Here is a 19881-nt window from a genome sequence, read left to right as displayed (position 1 = left end):
AGCGCGCCTACAGAAATTCTCGGCGACGGAAGATCACCATGCTGAGCAGCAACAAGAGCGTAACGTACCCCAGCGCGTACACCGTAGCGTACAGGTAATAGGAAGCCGGAAGGGCCACGCCAGATACAACTTGGTCTGCCACGTACAACCGGTCGAGGTGCGGCAGCGCAACGTAGAGCACCTTGATGGCGTATCGCAAGGCAACCGGCTGCTCGGCGTTGAAGAAGTACGCCAGCACCGCCGACGAGCGGCCGGCGATGAACGTCCCGACAGTGAACAACCCAGCCAGCGTCGGAGTGACGACCATCGAGGAGAAGAAGATGGCCACTGCCAGCAGCACGGTGAGTTCCAGCATCATCGCACCGATCACCGGCAACAGCTCCCAGTCGATGCGGTGCTCCAGAAACCACAGCAGGACCAACAGGGCCGTGGTCATCAACAGCATCATGATCGCCAGGGTCACGAATAGTCCCAAGAACTTGCCCAGAAGAAACTGCCAACGCGCCACCGGTTTGGATAGGATGTTGTAGATGGTGCGCTTCACCAGCTCTTTGTGGAGCAGCGTGACACCCAGCACCACGGTCGTCACCACGCCGAAAAGGGAGATGCTGAACAGGCTGAAATCCTTGACAAACTTGCTGGTGTCGCCGATCGACGCCGATCCGAAGGCCGCAGAAATCGCCGTCACCAAACAGGCGAAGAGCAGGATGGAATAGAGAACCTTGTTACGGATAGCCTCTCGACTGGTGTTGAGGGCTATGGCGAGGATCATCATCGCGGCGCCACCACGCGCTGATCTGACCCCGCACTGGCGGACTCTAGCTGAGCCAGGCGGTCACGCAATTCTTCATCCTGTTCGTTGAGCGCGAGTGAACGGCGCCACACCGCGACCCCCTTCCCCATCTCTCCCGCGCCGACGAGGCTTGCCCCCAGCCACTTGAGCAGATTGGCGTCGCTGGGAGAGTAGCGTAGACCCCTGCGGCACGCAGTGGCCGCTTCGTCAAACCGCCTCTCGCGCAACAGGGCACGGCACAGGTTGGTATGCGCCCCGCCGAGTTCCGGCTCGAGGTCCAAGGCCTTCTTGTACCACTCAATGGCTTGATCCATACGCCCCTGCTTCTCGTAGGAGATCCCGATCCCCAACGGTGCGCCGGCACCGGCATCATAGGGATAGATCTCCAGCGCGCGACGAAATTCGGCAATGGCTGCCGCGTCAGCGCCCTCTTTCTGGAAGGCGACCCCCATATTGTAGTGCGCTTTGGCGCTGTTCGGCGCGCTGCGTACCATGCTGCGATAGAGGGTCGCATCGTCGAGCCAGTCCGAATTCCGCGTCCAAGTGCGAAGCGCGAAAGCTCCAACCAGGATCGCTAAGAGCCCGATGATGATCGGACGGTACCGTTGCACGCGTGTCAGGTGATCGAATCCGAACGCGACCAGAAGCGCCCACCCTACGGATGGGAAATACAAGAGCCTCTCCGCCTTGATCGTGCCAACAGGAAATAACAGGTTGGAGGTCAGAGACAACGCAACGAACGGAAACGCCACTGCGAAGGTAATGGCCGGCCGGCGATCACGTACAATCACACACCCTGCAGCCACCCCTAACGCTAGCCCGGCCACGAACCTCGGGGTGGTCCAGGTATCGATAATGTGGACCTGTGCGTAAGAATAATCTGCGGCCAGTACGAGGGGGAAGTTCAGAAGCCCGAAGTAATCCCAGAGAATACCCAGGGCGGAACGAACGCGGATGCTCCACGGAACAAACGCCAGTGCATTGTCGAGTGGAGTGGGGGTGTTCACCATCAGGCCCCCCACCACCAGGTACCGGAAGAACAGGAAGACACCCGCACACAGCGCATACGGAACCCAATCGAGGCTGCCCAACTGGGTCACAAGGCCTGTCACCAATGGCTCCCTACGACGGGCGATGCGAAACAATAGGATGAGCGGCACGACCACCAGCGCGCTCTCCTTGCTGAATAAGGCGAGCGAGAAGCTTGTGAGCGAAAGCAGGTACAAGCTGACCCGCGCCGGCCAATGCGCGGCGGTATCGGCTCGGTCCATACTCAGGATCGCTGCCAGGCCAAACAGAGCCGCCAACAGCTCCGTCCTGCCAACCAGGCTGGTGACCGCTTCCGTGTGGACCGGATGGAGCGCGAACAGCACGGCAGCAATCTGCGCAGTTCGAACCGAACCGAACAGGCGTCTGGCGAGAACGAAAACGAGAACAGCGACACCCGCGTGCAACAAGACGTTCACACCGTGGTACGCGACGGTGTTCCCCGGCGCTAGCCTCTCATTGAGAGCAAAGGTCAACACGGCGAACGGACGATATATCGTGCCGGGAGGAAATGGAGCAGCAACTATCCGCGCCAAGTCAAGGCCACCTGTGATGGCGGGGTTTTTCTGGATGTCGGCCTCGTCGTCGAAGGTAAAGCCAGCGTTCAAGGCATTGGCGTACGGAAACATGGCAAGCACGACCAGCAAGAGCAGGGCACGCTTCGAGATTGTCCGCTGCGTCGCCGTCGATTTCATCTCGCATGTACGCGCCCGAACCACGGGCGCCCTGGGCGCTGCAGATTGGGCTTCTGCGCGCACGGTACGGGCAAACGATCTCGCCGAACTGCCACTCGGCAGCAGGTAACGGTGCAGTGCGCGCCCATGACCCAGACAGGCATATATGAAGTCAGTCCGCAGCAGCGCCCTTTCCAACATGGTGCATAAACCGTTGTTCGAGCGTTGGCCGTTCCGGCATAATGGCTTCCACATATGCGCCGGCAGCCTGTAACTCTGCAAGAACGGCACGAACCGCAACCTGGTCTGCGCATTTGACGGTCCAGCGCTTGGGTCCGCCAGCGGGCGGCGCCACGGCAATGCGCCCCAGCGCGGCCAGGGTCTGACTGGGCACCTCGACGCACACCAGCGTATACGATGTCGGAGCGGCGGCGTCCTGGCCTAGCTCGACGACCTCCCGCAATTGTCCTTCGACGAGAATCGCGACGCGATCGCAAAGCGCTTCGGCATCACTCAGCACGTGGGAAGAAAAAAGAACCGTCGTCCCGTTTTGTTTGAGCGACAGGATCAACTCACGCATGTGCTTGCGCCCGGCGGGATCGAGTCCCGACATTGGCTCATCGAGGATGACGAGCCGGGGCTGCTGCATGATGGCCTGCGCAACCGCGACGCGCTGCAGAGTGCCCTTCGACAGCGTCCGGATCGGCGCGTCCATCTTGTGCGCGATCTGAAGCTCCGCCCCCAGGGCATTGACACGCTGCCAGCGCTGGGCCGCTTTCATACCGTACAGTTGACCGTAGAAATTCAATGTCTCCCGCACGGTCAGGTAATCGTAGAAGTATGGTTGTTCCGGCGCGAACCCGATCGAGCCGCGCGGTTGGCACCACTCGAGTGGCGCACCATCCCAAAGCACAACGCCATGCGTCGGTCGCAATAATCCCACAAGCAATTTGAAGGTAGTGGTCTTGCCTGATCCGTTGTGGCCGATAAGCCCGAAGACCTCGCCGTCTTTTACCGACAGCGTGAGACGGTCCACGGCACGGACCGTGCGGAACATCCAGTTCGTTCGAAAGTGCTTGGTGAGCTCAATGAGCTCAAGGACGAGACCCATGATCGCTCTCCTGACCTAGCCGTTTGAGAAGCTGCTCACGCTTTCGGCTGCTGCTCAGGTGCCGCGGCTGATGACCCAGGCTGCTCTGCACTCGCCTCGTCTGTGGATCGTAAAGATATCGTCCCCCAAATGGCTCCGGCGGAATCGAAGCAAGCATCCCCGTACTGACGAGCTCTTCGAGAGCCATCGGCTGGCGTGAGAACCGCTTCGCAAAAGCCTCGGTCGCCGCCTGTAGCGCCTCAATATCCCGAGACAGCGTGAGCTCGCGAATGCGCTGGCGAATCACTTTGCGTATTTCATCGCTGGTGCTGTTGCGTTCCACTTCCGTGAGGAAGTCTATGGCCCGGCTCGCCCCTTCACGCGCCGCATGCGTCAGCGCTGCCAAACCGCTCACGAATTCCGGAGCATCAGGCAACAAGGCGGCAGCCTGCAGCGTACGGCTCGCCGCCGCCAGGTCGTCTTTGAAGAAGTAGTAGCTAAACCCGAGCATGTACTGCAGTTCCCAGGATGCCGGGATGTTCTGCGTCCCTTTTTCCAGCAACGCAATGCCGGCATCGGTGAAATCGGCTTCCCATAATAAAATGAGTCCACCGAAGCGGTAGACGTACTCAGCCGCCGGATCCAGGTCTGTGACGGCGTTGCACATTCCTGCAAGCCACGGGTAGAGGCGATCGTCCCGATAATGTCGCCCGAAATAGCTGATCGTGCGGAACCACAGAACATCCGCCAAGGCGTGCTGGTAACCAAGGCAGACTGCCTTCAGAAAAGGCGTCGGCGGTAGGTAAATCAGCTCGCTTGGCTTGGCGCTAACCTCCAACTGCCGGCCTAGCGCACCGTCGGCCCGCATCACCGCCGCCGCCAGTAACCCGATCGCGATCCAGACCACCGCCAGACGCGCCGCAGTTTGAGCCTTGTGTTCCACGCCTTGATTCCATGACAAATGCCGGGGAGGATCGCAACTCGACGAAGAATGCATCGCTTTAGTCCACGGCCATCGGATGCAATTGGGGCAGTGGAATTCCCTGGGCTGGCGGTAGGCGAGCAAAAAAATGGGGACGGGCAGAACGCCCGTCCCCACGGTCCCATTTTTCGCGACCGTCTACTGAATACCACCAGACGCGCTACGGTTGAAGACCACCAGACGCGCTCAGGTAGTTCCAGATCTTGCCAGTGCCGGCCGTATGGGTCGCAGTGCCCGAGAACGATGAGGGGTCAACGATCGCCATCGCAAGGTCGACCCCGGCCGATGGCTTGTAGCCTGGCAGGAGCCCTGTCGTGGTCGATGTTCCGCCGCAGAGCGCAGCAGTCGTACAGGTCACATAGGCCTGATTCGTGGCAAAGTTCGCCTCTTCGGCAGTGGCCGCGTTGCGCAGGTCAGACTCGGCCCGGGCGTCGAACCCCTTTTGCCGGTAGACAGCAAACTGCGGAATGGCGATGGCCGCCAAGATACCGATGATGGCCACTACCACCAGCAGTTCGATCAACGTGAAACCCTTATTCCCTATTGCCTTCATTGTGTCCTCCTATCCTTTCCTATTCTCTTCTTTTTTTGTCGTCCGTTTGAGTGGCGAATTCTGCCATTTGCACCAGTGTCAAGTCATCCAAGCGGGGCGTGGGCTTGCTTCGTCGATAACCTCCAACACCAGTGACCAAAGCAAGGCACGTACCACCACTGATTCAGAACTCGATCGAAGCCGAATGCCGCCTTCGCTCGGATCGCACAGTCAAAAACGCTACTTTCTTTACGCAGTTGACATATTTTGTCCGCGACTTTTTTGACGCAGCCCACTTGTACGCTGCCGGCGGGCCATCTTTTGCCGTCACGCCACACGTCTTTCGCGTATCGGACTCCGACAGGATTGTGGGCGTCACAGAGTCTGATAGAGCACATCGCCCATGACCCAGATCAGAACCCAGGAGCCTGAGGGGGCTCAGCCGGATGATTACTGAAATGTTCACCGTGATTTTCTTGACGCGATCCCTGATCATCTGAGCCGGCGCTTCGCAGTTCACCCTGCGACATCCTCGGCATGCTCGGACGCCGCTAATCCTCCGAGCCCGTATTTCTGTAGCCGATGGCGAAACGAGCGATAGTTGATTCCGAGAAGCTCCGCGGCCCGCTTTTTCACTCCGCCCGCATCGCTGAGTGCGCGCAGTAATATGGCTTTTTCGTAGGCAGCCAGGTTGTCTTCCAGGTTGTCGATTCCTCCAGCCGCACGAATCGGCGGCACCACGGCTGGAGACATTGCAATAGATGGACTCTCGCACCCACCCTTTACGCCAGGTTTCAGCATGTAACCAGGGAGATGTTCCTCATGAACCGTCTCGCCGTCGCACAGTGCCACCGCATGCTCGATTATGTTCTCTAGTTCCCTGATATTACCCGGGTAATCGTATGCTTGCAGACGCCGCGAAGCCGCCACCGAGAGCCGCTCTACGCGCCTTCCGTGGAACTCAGAAGACTGCCGAAGGAACCGCCGAACCAAGGACGGGATGTCCTGGCGTCGCTCGCGCAACGGTGGCAACTCCAGGGTCAACACATTCAAGCGATAGAATAGGTCCTCACGGAAGCGGCCGACTTGCACCTCTTCGCTCAACTGTCGATTCGTAGCAGCGACCACTCGCACATCGACAGTCACGTGATTGTCGGCACCAACCGGCGTGAAGGTGCGTTCCTGGAGAACGCGCAGCAACTTCACCTGCAACGGGAGGGGAAGATCCCCGATCTCATCGAGGAAAATGGTCCCGCTGTCTGCCATGCGGAACAGTCCGGCACGATCGCTTGCCGCCCCGGTGAAGGCGCCCTTGACGTGGCCAAACAGCTCGCTCTCGATGAGGTTGGCCGGAATCGCACCGCAATTGACTGCAACGAATGGCCGGTCACGCCGCGCGCTGCGCGCATGCACGCCCCGCGCGACCAGTTCTTTTCCTGTTCCGCTCTCACCGGTAACCAGGAGTGTCGCGTCGCTTCTTGCAGCTTTATCAATGAATTCGCGCACACGGCAGATGGCGGCACTGGTACCGATCAGACCATCGGTCGAGGCCTCCTCCCCGATTGCGATTTCTTCCTCGACAGCGGAGTTTCCTTCTTCGGCTTGAAGGCGCTGCTCGAGTTGACGCAACGCAGTGATATCCTGCAGAATGAAGAGGGCACCAATCGGATTGCGGTAGGTGTCCTGCAGTACGACCGTGGAGCAGCGCAAGATCAGCTGTCGGCCCGTATCGGTTCGGTGTTGAAACTCGGTCGGCTGGATGCTGCCCGAAGACTGCAGAAATTGCAGCCGACCGATTGCCGTCTGCCGCAGAGGCGTAAAGATAGTCCCAATGTCCTTGCCGATCACCTCCAGCGCGCGGGCCCCAGCCAACTCTTCAGCAACGTAGTTCAACGAACTGACGCGACCCTCCGCATCGGTGGTAACCAGGGCGCTCCCGATGTGGCGTGCCAGCGCCTCTTGCACAGAAGCCAGCCGATCGCGTTCCGCTTCCCCCTTTTCGAGCAGCTCTTCAGTTTGGTGCAGCCGGCGCACCAGCAGCGTGGCCAGGAATGCAATCAAGTAAAATGTGACATTGGTTATGGCGAAACGGACGGAGAATTGCAGGTCGATCGGGCTGGGCTGAAACGGGTACGCCGGATGAGCAATCAAGCCGAGATTCAGGGCCAGCACAAGTGCCGCGTAGGCGATCGAAGAAACTGAGGCGGCCACAATCGCTCCCGGCGTGGACAGCAGCATCGACGCATTGATGACCACGAGGCTGTACAGAAACCCAAACGGGCTGTCGCTACCGCCGGTCACGAAGATGACGCCGGTGGTCAACGCCACATCAAACGCCACCTGCAAATAGGCGAACACCAAGAGCCGCTTCAGACGCAGGACCAATACCGCAGAAAGAATGGTCAGGGCATATGTGGCCGCGATGCTGAGTTGGAGTACGGCAATAGAAACGGCGTACTGCTGCCCCCCGCTCAGCAGGAGTGCGAGCGCCAGCGCCCCGAGAAACAACGACGCCAGCACCACGCGGAAGAAGAGAAACCGCTCCAGCCGGCCGCGCAGCTGTTCCGCCGGGTCTAGAACTGAACCAGTCACAACGAATCAGCCGATGACGGAGCCCAGTTTGAAAATCGGCAGGTACATTGAAATCACCAAGCCTCCAATGACCACCCCCAAGAACACGATCACCAACGGTTCCATCAACGCCGTGAGATTGGACACGGCGCTATCGACCTCATCCTCGTAGAACTCGGCGATTTTCTGCAGCATGGCATCGAGCGCACCGGTCGTCTCACCGACCGAAATCATTTGGCACACCATGGGGGGAAAGACTTTGCTCTGCGCGAGAGGCTCAGCAATCGTTCGGCCTTCACTGATACTCACCCGGGTCGCCAGCACAGCACGCTCGACCACCTTGTTGCCGGCTGTTCGTGCCGTTATGGCAAGCGCATCGAGAATCGGAACACCAGATGACACGAGGGTGCTGAGTGTCCGGGTAAAGCGGGCGACCGCCGATTTGCGGAACAGATCACCAAACACCGGCATCTGCAGAAACAGATGATCGAACATCAGCCGTCCGCCTTCGGTTTTATAGAATTGCCGGCCGGCCACACCTACCGCGATGGTCACGGCAGCGATGTATTTGAAGTAGGCAATGGTGAAATTGCTCAAGTTGATGGTGAATTGCGTTGGGGCCGGTAAGGCTTGGCCGAAACTCGAGAACAACTCCGCAAAGACCGGGATCACAAAAATCAGCAGCACCGCGGTTACACTCACGGCCACAGTGACGATTGTCGCCGGATAGATCATGGCCCCCTTGATCTTGCTCTTGAGTTTCATGGCCTTTTCCATGTAACCCGCCAGCCGATGCAGGATGCTGTCCAGAATACCGGCGATTTCGCCTGCGGCGACCATGTTGACATACAGATCATCAAATAGTTTCGGATGCTTGCGCAATGCATCGGTAAAGGTCGAACCTGACTCCACCTCTTCCTTGATCTGTCGGATATGGGTACGGAGTTTTTTGTTCGGCGACTGGGCGGCCAGCACATCCAAACACTGAACGATCGGCAGACCGGCATCGATCATCGTCGCCAATTGGCGCGTGAAGATCACGATATCGCGACCCTTGATGGATTCTCCGAAGCCAGGGATGGTGATATCTTTGTTGAGGCCCTTTCCCTTTTCCTTGATCTTCGCCGGAACCGGCTGAATGCGCTGCGAGCGCAATCGGATCAATACGGCGTCACGGGTGGGGGCCTCCATCTCCCCCCTCAGTACCTCTCCTCGCGCGGAAACGCCCTGCCATACAAAAACCGCCATTTTTTTACCTCGCCGTGAGAGGAGCAGTGGGCGAATTCCCTTCATTCGCCTACTGTCGTCCTTCTGAAGTAAGGTTTAAAGCACGCTACGTGCCAGATGCTTCAGCGGTGCGCAGAACCTGGAGACCCACCAAGCACCGCGCGCACTTCGTCTGGCTCTGTGGCGTGCCCCACCGTCTCTTCGTACGAAATCAACCGGCGTTGGTGGAGATCGACCAGTGATTGCGACATCGTCTGCATGCCGAATCTGAGCTGCCCGATCTGCATCTGCGAATAGATCTGATGGATTTTCTCTTCCCGAATGAGATTGCGGATGGCGGGGTTGGGAATCATGATCTCTACCGCCAAAACCCGCCCCCGACTGTCGAGCCGAGGGATCAGCTGCTGGGAGACCACGCCTTGGAGTACAAGGGACAGCTGGGCGCGAACTTGCGGCTGCTGATTGGAGGGAAAAATGTCGATGATGCGGTTGATCGTCTGTACCGCTGAGTTGGTGTGTAAGCTGGAGAGTACCAAGTGACCCGTCTCGGCAACGGTCAGCGCTGAGGCGACGGTCTCCAGATCTCGCATCTCACCGATCAGCACGACATCAGGATCCTGGCGCAGCACATGCCGAAGTGCTTGGGAGAACCCGTGCGTATCCGCGAAGACTTCCCGCTGATTTACGAGGCACTTGCGATGCTCGTGGACAAATTCGATCGGGTCCTCGACCGTAACGATGTGCTCTTGGCGCTCCCGGTTGATCTTGTCAATCATGGACGCGAGCGTGGTAGATTTACCGCTCCCTGTTGGGCCTGTGACCAGGACCAACCCGCGCGGCAGTTTAGTCAACTCGCCAGCCACCGGCGGCAGCCCTAGCTCAGCCAGCCCTCTAACCTCGTAAGGGATTAGGCGAAACGCGCCGCCGACTGTACCTTTTTGTACGAAGAGGTTGCCTCGGAAACGGCTCAAGCCACGAATGCCGAACGAAAAGTCCAGTTCGTTTTCTTCTTCGAAGCGATGCCGTTGACTCTCCGTCAGGAGGCTGTAGCAAAGGTTCTTCGTTTCGCTGGCCGTGAGCGACGGGAATGGGAGCGGGGTCAGCTTCCCCGCGACACGCATGAGCGGCGGACTGCCGCTTGAAACATGGAGATCGGTCGCGCCATTTTGCACGATCATTTCCAGGAAACCCTGGATACTGGCCGGAGCCGAAGCCTCGGTCCGGTCGCCTTCGGGGGAAAAGGTCTCGTCCACCATGGCAGGCCCGCCTAATCGGGCATGGTCACACGAACCACCTCTCCCACCGTCGTGACCCCTTCTTTCAACTTGCCGATGCCGGATTGCCGCAATGTCTTCATGCCGAGATTCACAGCACAACGCTTGACTTCCGCCGCCGAGGCCCCGTTCAGCACCAGATCTCGGAGTTCCTCGCTCATCGGCATCACCTCATACAACGCGATACGGCCGCGGTAGCCGGTGCCATTACATTGCGGGCAGCCGACCCCATGAAAGGAGCTGAACGAACCGATCTCGTCCCGCCCCACACCGATATCGAGCCATGCCTGGTGGGGCAACTCCACCGGTTCGCGGCAGCCACTGCAAACCACGCGAGCCAGTCGTTGGGCCAGGATCAAGTTGACCGAGGACGCCACCAGAAACGGCTCAACCCCCATGTTGAGAAGACGGTTGATCGTCGATGGCGCATCGTTGGTGTGCACGGTGCTCAACACCAGATGTCCTGTGAGTGCCGCCTTGATGGCGATCTCCGCGGTCTCGAAGTCGCGCACCTCGCCAACCATGATGATGTCTGGATCCTGCCGCAGAAAGGCACGCAAGGCATTGGCGAAGCTGAATCCGATTTCCTCATGGATCTGTACCTGGTTGATCCCCACGAGATTGAATTCAACCGGATCCTCCGCGGTGGAGATATTCGATCCAATCTTGTTGAGTTCCGACAATGCCGAGTACAAGGTCGTCGTCTTACCGCTTCCCGTGGGGCCGGTCACGAGCACCATGCCGTACGGCTTGGAGATCGCATCCTTGAAGTCCTTCAGCGCCCCCTCTTCGAATCCGAGTTTGGTCATGTCGAGCTGCAGGTTCGACTTGTCAAGCAATCGCAGCACGATCTTCTCGCCGAAAAGCGTCGGCAAGACCGAGACGCGGAAATCCATTTCTTGTCTCCGGTCCAACTTCAGTTTGATCCGGCCGTCTTGTGGCAAGCGCCGTTCGGCAATATCGAGTGCCGACATGATCTTTACTCGTGACGTGATGGCGTTCTTGAGCTTCAGGGGCGGCCGCATGATCTCCTCTAGCACGCCATCGACGCGCAGCCGCACGCGAAACATGCGCTCGAACGGCTCCAGGTGAATGTCGCTGGCGCGCCGTTTGATCGCGGCAGTGAGGATGGCGTTGACCAGCCTGACGACCGGAGCGTCTTCTGTCGCGCGCTCCAGTTCCTTGAGGTCGACCTCCTCACCTTTGTCGAGGACCTCGACGTCCTCGCTCTCGATCTCCGTCAGGACGTCGTCGTAGTCCGCACCCTCCTCGTAGTGCTCTTCAATGGCGGCGCTGATGGAAGACACGCACGCCACAGCCACCTTCACGTCATACCCGGTGAGGAATTTCACCTCATTGATCGCCACCAGATTGGAGGGATCAGACATCGCCACGGTAAGTGACGAGCCGCTCAAGTTGATGGGAATCAGATGATGCCGCTGCACCAAGGTGGCGGGAATCAACCGCAGCACCTCGGCAGGCAGATTCATGGCCGACGGATCCACCAGCGAGAGCCGGTATTCCTTCTGCAAGCAGGCGGCCAGGTCGGTTTCGTTGATGAATCCCGCCGTGACCAACACGGAACTCAAGGCGCTCGTACCGGTGGCCTGTTCCTCCAAGGCCTTGGTGAGTTGCGCCGACGTAATCAGTCCGCGCTTAACCAGCAGTTCGCCCAAACGTGTGATCATACGCCCTGCAAACCGAATTTTAGCACGGTATCACCCATACCCACGCTACTGAGGGAGTGCCTGCTTGTCAATTTTTCGTGATTGAGGCGACCTGGCCTTCCAAGCTGGCACCAAGGGCGGCATTCGACACTACCCCCCACAGCGTGGACGCACCCGGATAGTCGATAATGCCGACGATCCGGGTGCGTCCACGACTGCCCATCTTACCGGAACGGAGAAGCGGCGCTCACTCCGTCGCCCCTGGACCTGTGCCCACGCCCAAAGCGGCATGTGCGGCCGCAAGGCGAGCGATCGGCACCCGGAAAGGCGAGCAGGAGACGTAATCGAGGCCAATCCGGTCGCAGAACATCACCGACTGCGGGTCGCCGCCATGCTCGCCGCAGATCCCGATTTTCAACTTCGGCCGCACCTTGCGCCCCTTCTCTACGGCAGTACGCATGAGTGCGCCCACCCCGTCCTGGTCGATCGACTCGAAGGGATCCCGCGCGTAGATCTCGAAGTCGCGGACATAAGGAATGAGGAAACGGGCGGCGTCGTCCCGGGATACGCCAAGCGTGGTCTGTGTGAGATCGTTTGTTCCAAAAGAGAAAAACTCTGCAACAGTAGCGATGGCATCGGCAGTGAGTGCGCCACGCGGCACTTCGATCATCGTGCCGACGGAGTATTGCAGGCGGACGCGTTTCTCTGCCATGACCTCTGCCGCAACCCGCCGAACGATATCGGCCTGCAGCTTCAGTTCCTTCACGTGTCCCACCAGCGGGATCATCACCTCGGGCTCCGCCGTAATGCCCGACTTCGCCATGTTGGCGGCTGCTTCGAAGATCGCACGCGCCTGCATCTCGGTAATCTCGGGATAAATGATGCCCAGGCGGCAGCCGCGAAAGCCCAACATTGGGTTGAACTCATGCAACGCTTCAATCCGCTCACGGATGCGTTCGGCTGAAATCCCCATCTCCTGCGCCAGCACCTCTTGTCCGGCGGCCTCATGTGGGAGGAATTCGTGCAATGGCGGATCGATGGTACGGATCGTCACGGGGCGACCACCCATGACTCGGAAGATGCCCTCGAAGTCTCGCCGCTGCAATGGCAGCAACTTGCCCAAGGCGGCGCGGCGCTCGTCGGACGTTTCGGCCAGGATCATCTCGCGCATCGGTCCAATCTTGTCCTCGCCGAAGAACATGTGTTCGGTACGGCACAGCCCGACACCCTCCGCACCAAACGCGATGGCGTTGGCGCATTGGTCACCTTGATCCGCGTTGGCGCGCACCTTGAGCCGCCGCTCGCGATCTGCCCACTTCATGAGCTGTTCGTATAGCTGGTAGAGAGGCGCACGCGCCGGATCGAGCGTACGGTCGACGAGTACGCGCACCACCTCGCTGGGCTCGGTGGGGATTTCCCCCAGAAACACCTCGCCCGTGGTGCCATCGATGGAGATGCTGTCTCCATCCCTCAACACGGCGTCCGTTCCCGTCACACGCATCTGACCGGCCTCGTAGTCGATCGTCAGCGCGTCGCAGCCGGCAACGCAGACCTTGCCCATTTGCCGAGCGACGAGCGCGGCATGGCTCGTCATACCACCGCGGGCCGTGAGGATACCCTGGGCGGCGGCCATGCCACGGATGTCCTCAGGCGATGTCTCGATCCGAACCAGGATCACCCGTTCGCCGCGGGCGGCGGCGGCTTCGGCGTCTTCAGCATGGAAGGAGATGCGCCCCGTGGCCGCGCCCGGCCCAGCGTTGAGCCCGCGTGTCAGAAACCGGTGCTCACGCACCGCCCGTTCCTTCTCGGCACCAACGAAGGTTGGACGGAGCAGCTGATTGAGTTGGTCGGGTTCGACGCGTAAGAGCCCCTCGCCCGGCGTGATCAAACGCGCTTTCGCCATGTCGACGGCGATACGAATGGCCGCCGCACCGGTCCGCTTCCCCACCCGACACTGCAGCATGTAGAGCCGCCCCTGCTCGATAGTGAACTCGATGTCCATCATCTCACGGTAGTGCCGCTCCAATGTGCGACGGATCTTCGCCAGTTGTCCGTAGATTTCCGGGTTCTCGCGTTCGAGCTCGGCAATTGGTAACGGCGTCCGGATGCCGGCCACGACGTCTTCTCCCTGCGCGTTCATCAAGAACTCACCGTAGAAGACATTCTCGCCGGTCGCAGGGTCTCGCGTGAAGGCGACACCGGTCCCGGAATCGTTGCCGCGATTGCCGAACACCATTGCCTGGACGTTCACCGCAGTCCCCCAGGTCTCAGGAATGTCGTTCATCTTGCGATACGCGATCGCCCGGTCGTTCATCCACGAGCCAAACACGGCGCCGATGGCGCCCCAGAGCTGCTTGTAGGGATCCTCCGGGAACTCCACACCGCGCCGTTCTCTGATCGCCGTTTTGAACTCTCCCACCAGCGCACGCAGATCCTCTGCCGACAGCTCGGTATCGAGGTGGACGCCGCGTTGTTGCTTCTTCTGCTCGATTATGGCCTCAAACGGGTCGATCTCGGTCTTCGATTGCGGCTTCAGCCCGAGAACGATGTCCCCGTACATCTGCACGAAGCGGCGATAGCAGTCGTACGCAAATCGCGGATTCCCGCTCTCTGTGATCACCCCCTGCACCGTGTCGTCATTGAGGCCAAGGTTGAGAATCGTGTCCATCATTCCTGGCATCGACGCCCGGGCGCCCGAACGCACAGAGACCAGCAACGGATTCTTGGGATCGCCAAATTGTCGCCCGAGGCCTCTCTCCATGCGAGCGAGTTGCTTCTTCACTTCCGCCTCTAAGGCCGCCGGATAGCGGTGGCTGTGTTGATCGAAATACGTGCACACCTCGGTGGAGATCGTGAATCCCGGGGGCACGGGCAGCCCTAACACCGCCATCTCGGCCAAGTTGGCGCCTTTGCCACCGAGCAACGCTTTCATTCCAGCATTACCGTCGGCACGGCCCGCCTCGAACGCAAAGACCAGTCGTTTCGCTGCGACGCGGCGGCGCGCTTGCGGGCGCGGTCGTGGTTTTGCCCGCTTCAAGGCGCGAGGTTCTGCTTTAGCCTTGCCTTTACCCTTCATAACGCTACGCCCTCGACTACGAGCCATCTGCTTTCACCTTTCCTTCAGGGGTGATCCCGCCTGATGCCGTCTGGCTGGCCGCCTACGTACCAAACGCGACGGCCGCTCTCACTGTACCGGCGGTTTCCACGGCAGGCCAATGCGGTGCTTCAGCACATCGGCGAGGCGCTCGACAGGAATGCGCTCTTGCTGCATGGAATCACGGTCACGTACGGTCACAGTCTGATCTTGCATCGTTTGATGGTCAATGGTGATGCCCCACGGCGTACCGATCTCGTCCTGCCGACGGTATCGACGTCCGATCGACCCCGCCTGATCATATTGGACGGGGAGGTGCGCCGCCAAGAGATCGCGCACCTCAAGGGCTTTCTCCGGTTGTCCGCCCTTGCGCAGCAGCGGGAAGACGGCGGCTTTCACTGGGGCGAGCCGGGGATGAAAGCGCAGCACCACACGGGCTTCACCGTCGGCCTCATCTTCGTCGTATGCGTCGATCAGAAACGCCAGCGTGGCACGATCAGCGCCCGCCGCCGGCTCGATCACGTAGGGAATGAAACGTTCCCGAGTTTCCTCGTTGAAGTAGCTGAGGTCCTTACCACTGGCGGCGGCATGCTGCTTCAGATCGAAGTCGGTACGATTGGCAATGCCTTCCAGCTCGGACCAACCGAACGGGAACTGGTATTCGACATCAACACACCCCTTGGCGTAATGGGCAAGCTCGTCCTTCTCATGCGGTCGCAGGCGGAGGTTGTGCTCTCGAATCCCCCAGGTGCGGTACCAGTTCAGGCGGGCTTCCCGCCAGTACTCGAACCAGTGTTCGTCCTCTCCTGGCCGGACGAAAAACTCCATTTCCATCTGTTCGAACTCCCGCGTACGGAAAAGGAAGTTCCCGGGGGTGATCTCGTTGCGGAAGGACTTGCCGATCTGCGCGATGCCGAACGGGATTTTCAGGCGCGAGGAATTCTGCACGTTGAGGAAGTTCACGAAGATGCCCTGGGCGGTCTCCGGCCGCATGAATACCACGCTGGCCGTATCTTCAACCGGGCCCATGAACGTCTTGAACATGAGATTGAATTGCCGGACGCTGGTGAGTTCACCCCCACATTCCCCGGGGTGCTTGGATGGCTTCTCCAGGCAGTGTGCGTCGGCCAACTTATCGGCACGGAAGCGTCCTTTGCACTTCTTGCAGTCCACCATGGGATCGGTGAAGCCGGCAACGTGTCCGGAGGCCTCCCACACCCGCGGGTGCATCAAGATCGCACAATCGATGCCGACAATGTCTGCTCGCGTCAGCACCATGTCGCGCCACCAGGCTTCTTTCACATTACGTTTGAGTTCGATTCCAACCGGCCCGTAGTCCCAACAGCTGACCAGACCGCCGTAAATCTCGCTCGATTGAAAGGCGAACCCGCGCCGTTTGGCGAGGTTCACGATCTTCTCCATAGTGACAGTACGACTCATTGTGCTCGACCGAAGGAGGTTTGTTACCATGTCGATAGCGGAGCAGCAAATCATCCGGATTGGCCCCGTGCCGGGACCGGGGTGGTAAGCTACGGATCCATGGATACCCCAGGCCGCCTTTCAGCCTTCGGCGGCGTTGGGGAGGTCGCTGGCGTCAGCCGCGCCCGATACCAGGCGCAGCACCTCGCGGATCTGTGCCGCCGTGCATGGCTTGCTCAAGGTAGGCTGTGCCGGGAGCGTCTCGCGCAACCCACGGCTGCCGATGCGCCACAAACCCCCGGTCACGAAGACGACGCGCCGCGCCAGCTGGGGCCGGTCCACCGCCAAACGGGCGTACACCTCTTGTCCAGAGATATCGGGTAGACGCACGTCCAGGAAAATGGCGTCGAACGTCTCACGCGCCAGGATCGCCAGCCCCTCACCTCCGGTGGTCGCAGTGCGCACGGTCAGCCCCTCGCGCCGCAACATATCGCTGAGGGTTTCGGCGACATCGGGATCGTCATCGATCAGCAACACGGTATGGACAGCGCCCACCGCCGCCGGCAGTTTCAGCGTGAAGGTCGTACCTGCGTTTACCGTGCTGCGTACCGTGAGGTCGCCACCGTGGGCACGGACGATCGCATAACTGACACTGAGCCCCAGCCCGGTCCCCTTCTCCTTGGTTGAAAAGAACGGATCGAAGACGCGCGGCAACAGCTCGGGGGGGATGCCGATCCCTTGGTCCTGGATCTCCGTCCACACGGCGGCGCCATTCAACATCATGTTGACAAGGAGGGAACCGCCGCGCGGCTCCATCGCCTGCATCGCATTGGTGAAGAGGTTGACCAAGACCTGCTGGATCTGCTTGGCGTCGGCCAAGACGCGCGGCAACCCGCTGGCAACACGCAGTTCGCTGCGGACGCCGTCGCGACCGAGTTCGTGAGCCATGAGTCGCAAGGTGTCATTCACCAGCGCCCGCAAATCGATGCCTTCTTGTTGCGGCGGCCGCGGGCGGGCAAATCCCAGCAACCCCTGAACGATCTCCGCGATGCGGCGCCCCTGGGTTTCCACGCGGGCCATGGCCGCACGCAAAACCTCAACGTCCCCTGATTGCTGCGCCAGCTCCGCCTGCCCCAGAATACCCGCCAGTGCGTTGTTCACCTCATGTGCTACACCGGCGGCCAACTCCCCCGCCGCCGCCAAACGATCCGCTCGCTGCAGCAGGTCCTGCATCTTCTTCTGCGCGGAGATGTCGTCCATGATCACGACGGCACCTTGAATGCGATTGTCGTCCGTGCGGATCAGGCTGGCGTTGAGCGTCACCGGGAACGTCGAGCCGTCCCGGCGCCGGGCCAGCATTTCACCACGCCATTTTCTATCGAAGACGGAGCGCCGTACTTCCCGCAGCCATTCCTCCGACGTATCGGCGCCGAATGTCACGGCGTCGCGTCCGAGTACCTCGTCCCGCGCGTACCCGAACATCTCGAGGAAGGCCTGGTTCGCAAACACCACACGGCGCTGGGGGTCGGTGATCAGCACCGCCTCGTCCGTGCTCTCGACGGCACGCGCCAGGCGCCGGCTTTCTTCCACCAACCGCGCCCGTTCCAAGGCAACGGCCATCTGGCTGGCAACGCCGTCTGCGATGGTGAGGTCACGCTGCGTAAAGTTCCCGTTGCCAACGCGTCTGCCAAACTGCAGCACACCGAAAAACTGCCCACCGCTGAGCAGCGGCGCCGCCAGCAGCGTCGGTGCTTCAGGCACGCCGAGAAGGGAGATGCCTTGTGGTGCAATCACGGCGCAGTGGCCCAACCGCCGCACCCACTCGAGATCGGGCACGTCAGCCGGACTCAAGCTCACGCTGGTGAGCTGCCCCGCCAGCGCCGGTTCGACGCCGGAAACGGCGGCTCTCCGGTACGTGGCGGTCTCCTCGCTCCAGAGAAAAATGCCGCAGTAGTCTACTGCGAGCACACGCGGGGCTAGGTCAACGACCTTGGTGAGAATCTCATCCAGGCTGGTGAGCCGGCTCACGGCCTCGCTCACCGCCAGAAGGGCGCCGGTAACACTGGCCGCCGCGTGTTCGCGCTCCGCCGCTTCGCGCGCGCGCTGGGTCTCAGCGCCGACCTGCCCTTCCTTGTCGGCAAGCTGATTGAAGAGCCAAGCGGATGCCCCCAGGATCATGCTGAGAACGGACACGCGAAAGACGGACTCGATCCGACGTTCCGTCTCCGGTGACATGGAGACGGAAGCCAAGTTCCACCACCCGGCATCTTCCACCACGCCTAGACCGGCAAATCCCACCAGCGTCATCCCGATCGCCACAACCCCGGCTCGCGGCGTGAAGATGAAGGCATAGCCCGCGATCTTGAACAGACTGACCAGCGCAACCGGGCTCGCGACGCCCCCGGTGCAGCCCGCCACGAGGGTCATGGTACCCACGTTGACCGCGATGTCGATCAACACCCCCGCACTGGTGATCCGCCCGGCCCGGTAGCGCAGGCAGAATAAGGAGTTGACTATGAAATAGCCGAGGAAGACGAAGTGCATGGGCCACGCGTCCGGCTCATCCGGTAGGAACACTTCATTGAACAGGATCCACGCAGCAAGGCCCTCAGCCGCGCGGACAACCAGGACCACATAAGCCGTTTGTCGAATCAGGTCATGCTTCAAGTATTGAGCCAACGCCAAGCGCGGGAGGCTGAGGCGAGGCAGGCGCACGCTGAAACCCACGACGACAGTCTACTGCGCGGCGGCTCACCTTGGCAACACGACGCGGCACGACGCGCGGACGGTGCCGCACAAGCCGTTGCGGAACGGCCGCTGACCCGCGTTTCCAATCAGTGCTTCTTGCTCTTTTGCTTTTTCCCAACAGGTTTGGCCGCTCCCGCTGGGCACGGCTTGTAGGATCCGGGCAGCATGAACAGCGCGTAGTACTCTGTGCCTTTCACCGAGTCGACGTGCGTCCCCAAGTCAGTGAGTACCGGGCTTTTGGATTTGCGGTCTTCGGTGGCGCCGAGCATCACGTGAAAAGTGCCGTCCTCGAACGTTCGGGTGCGCACCGTCCAACCGTTCGGAAGAAACATCTTGACGAACCGCTCTTTCACTGGCTTGCCCGAGCCATCGACGAGCTTTCCTTGCATATGGAGATCGTAGCGGTACGCAAGAGGTTCCTTCAAGTTCGCCGTCAGCATGCACTTCCCGCACGGCTTGCCGTTCAGCCAGCCCTCTTCCGCCCCAGTCGAACATGCCTTCGCTGTCCCCTCAGAGCCAGATTGACACGCGTCGCACGCCAACACCACGGCCAAGATTTTTCCGTCGGGGTCCTTAATCGGCTGCTCCCCACCGGCGGCGATCGCTGCTGTAGTCACGGTTGCTACGATGATACTGATTCCACCCATCCAAGACAGCTTCATGCGCCAAACCTCCCCAGAACTTGCCCACACATCATCTGCAGCAGGGCCGATTGAAATCCTTGCCGCTCTCCTATACTGCACCTCATCAGAAGGCTCAACTC

The 19881-nt window shown here is 60.3% G+C and carries 13 protein-coding genes; all 13 read right to left on the bottom strand.

Annotation, left to right across the window (positions count from 1 at the left end; all coding sequences use genetic code 11):
• Positions 1–7 precede the first annotated feature (7 nt).
• The 13 genes from VF515_07220 to VF515_07160 all read right to left on the bottom strand — a co-directional run bounded on the left by VF515_07220 (position 8) and on the right by VF515_07160 (position 19780).
• Positions 8–775 (bottom strand): ABC transporter permease subunit, encoded by a 768-nt coding sequence (locus VF515_07220; protein HEX7407428.1) that lies wholly within the window; start codon positions 773–775, stop codon positions 8–10.
• A complete protein-coding gene (locus VF515_07215) occupies positions 772–2535 on the bottom strand; it encodes a tetratricopeptide repeat protein (GenBank protein ID HEX7407427.1) in 1764 nt (587 codons plus the stop codon). Before VF515_07215 ends, VF515_07220 begins: the two co-directional genes overlap by 4 nt.
• Before the next feature lie 151 nt (positions 2536–2686).
• Entirely contained in the window at positions 2687–3625 is a 939-nt protein-coding gene (locus VF515_07210; GenBank protein HEX7407426.1) for an ABC transporter ATP-binding protein, read from the bottom strand.
• A complete protein-coding gene (locus VF515_07205) occupies positions 3609–4547 on the bottom strand; it encodes a hypothetical protein (GenBank protein ID HEX7407425.1) in 939 nt (312 codons plus the stop codon). Before VF515_07205 ends, VF515_07210 begins: the two co-directional genes overlap by 17 nt.
• Positions 4548–4746: 199 nt before the next feature.
• Positions 4747–5139, bottom strand: coding sequence for a prepilin-type N-terminal cleavage/methylation domain-containing protein (locus VF515_07200; protein HEX7407424.1), 393 nt, complete (start codon positions 5137–5139; stop codon positions 4747–4749).
• A 495-nt stretch (positions 5140–5634) separates the two neighbouring features.
• Positions 5635–7710 (bottom strand): sigma 54-interacting transcriptional regulator, encoded by a 2076-nt coding sequence (locus tag VF515_07195; protein HEX7407423.1) that lies wholly within the window; start codon positions 7708–7710, stop codon positions 5635–5637.
• Between the two features lie 6 nt (positions 7711–7716).
• Complete coding sequence (locus VF515_07190; GenBank protein HEX7407422.1) at positions 7717–8937, bottom strand: type II secretion system F family protein; 1221 nt, start codon at positions 8935–8937, stop codon at positions 7717–7719.
• A gap of 101 nt (positions 8938–9038) precedes the next feature.
• Entirely contained in the window at positions 9039–10172 is a 1134-nt protein-coding gene (locus VF515_07185) for a type IV pilus twitching motility protein PilT (protein ID HEX7407421.1), read from the bottom strand.
• 11 nt (positions 10173–10183) lie between these two features.
• Positions 10184–11878: a type IV-A pilus assembly ATPase PilB gene (pilB, locus tag VF515_07180; GenBank protein HEX7407420.1), complete on the bottom strand. Its 1695-nt coding sequence runs from the start codon at positions 11876–11878 to the stop codon at positions 10184–10186.
• A 226-nt stretch (positions 11879–12104) separates the two neighbouring features.
• The gene (gene ppdK, locus VF515_07175; protein ID HEX7407419.1) at positions 12105–14933 is read right to left on the bottom strand and encodes a pyruvate, phosphate dikinase; all 2829 of its coding nucleotides are present in this window, start codon (positions 14931–14933) and stop codon (positions 12105–12107) included.
• A 108-nt stretch (positions 14934–15041) separates the two neighbouring features.
• Complete coding sequence (locus VF515_07170) at positions 15042–16391, bottom strand: glycine--tRNA ligase (GenBank protein HEX7407418.1); 1350 nt, start codon at positions 16389–16391, stop codon at positions 15042–15044.
• Between the two features lie 120 nt (positions 16392–16511).
• On the bottom strand, positions 16512–19097 hold the full coding sequence (locus tag VF515_07165) for an ATP-binding protein (protein ID HEX7407417.1): 2586 nt from the start codon (positions 19095–19097) through the stop codon (positions 16512–16514).
• Positions 19098–19204: 107 nt separating this feature from the next.
• Positions 19205–19780: a hypothetical protein gene (locus VF515_07160; protein ID HEX7407416.1), complete on the bottom strand. Its 576-nt coding sequence runs from the start codon at positions 19778–19780 to the stop codon at positions 19205–19207.
• Positions 19781–19881: the final 101 nt, after the last annotated feature.

The organism is Candidatus Binatia bacterium (assembly GCA_036382395.1).
GTDB lineage: Bacteria > Desulfobacterota > Binatia > HRBIN30 > HRBIN30 > JAGDMS01.
The sequence above is the reverse complement of the archived record's forward strand: the minus strand, read 5'-3'. Positions and strand labels throughout refer to the sequence as shown.

Bases quoted from the DNA above. Each gene is read 5' to 3' on its own strand.
- VF515_07220 (HEX7407428.1), bottom strand. From the start codon at position 775: ATGATGATCCTCGCCATAGCCCTCAACACCAGTCGAGAGGCTATCCGT.
- VF515_07215 (HEX7407427.1), bottom strand. From the start codon at position 2,535: ATGAAATCGACGGCGACGCAGCGGACAATCTCGAAGCGTGCCCTGCTC.
- VF515_07210 (HEX7407426.1), bottom strand. From the start codon at position 3,625: ATGGGTCTCGTCCTTGAGCTCATTGAGCTCACCAAGCACTTTCGAACG.
- VF515_07200 (HEX7407424.1), bottom strand. From the start codon at position 5,139: ATGAAGGCAATAGGGAATAAGGGTTTCACGTTGATCGAACTGCTGGTG.
- VF515_07190 (HEX7407422.1), bottom strand. From the start codon at position 8,937: ATGGCGGTTTTTGTATGGCAGGGCGTTTCCGCGCGAGGAGAGGTACTG.
- VF515_07185 (HEX7407421.1), bottom strand. From the start codon at position 10,172: ATGGTGGACGAGACCTTTTCCCCCGAAGGCGACCGGACCGAGGCTTCG.
- pilB (HEX7407420.1), bottom strand. From the start codon at position 11,878: ATGATCACACGTTTGGGCGAACTGCTGGTTAAGCGCGGACTGATTACG.
- ppdK (HEX7407419.1), bottom strand. From the start codon at position 14,933: ATGAAGGGTAAAGGCAAGGCTAAAGCAGAACCTCGCGCCTTGAAGCGG.
- VF515_07170 (HEX7407418.1), bottom strand. From the start codon at position 16,391: ATGAGTCGTACTGTCACTATGGAGAAGATCGTGAACCTCGCCAAACGG.
- VF515_07160 (HEX7407416.1), bottom strand. From the start codon at position 19,780: ATGAAGCTGTCTTGGATGGGTGGAATCAGTATCATCGTAGCAACCGTG.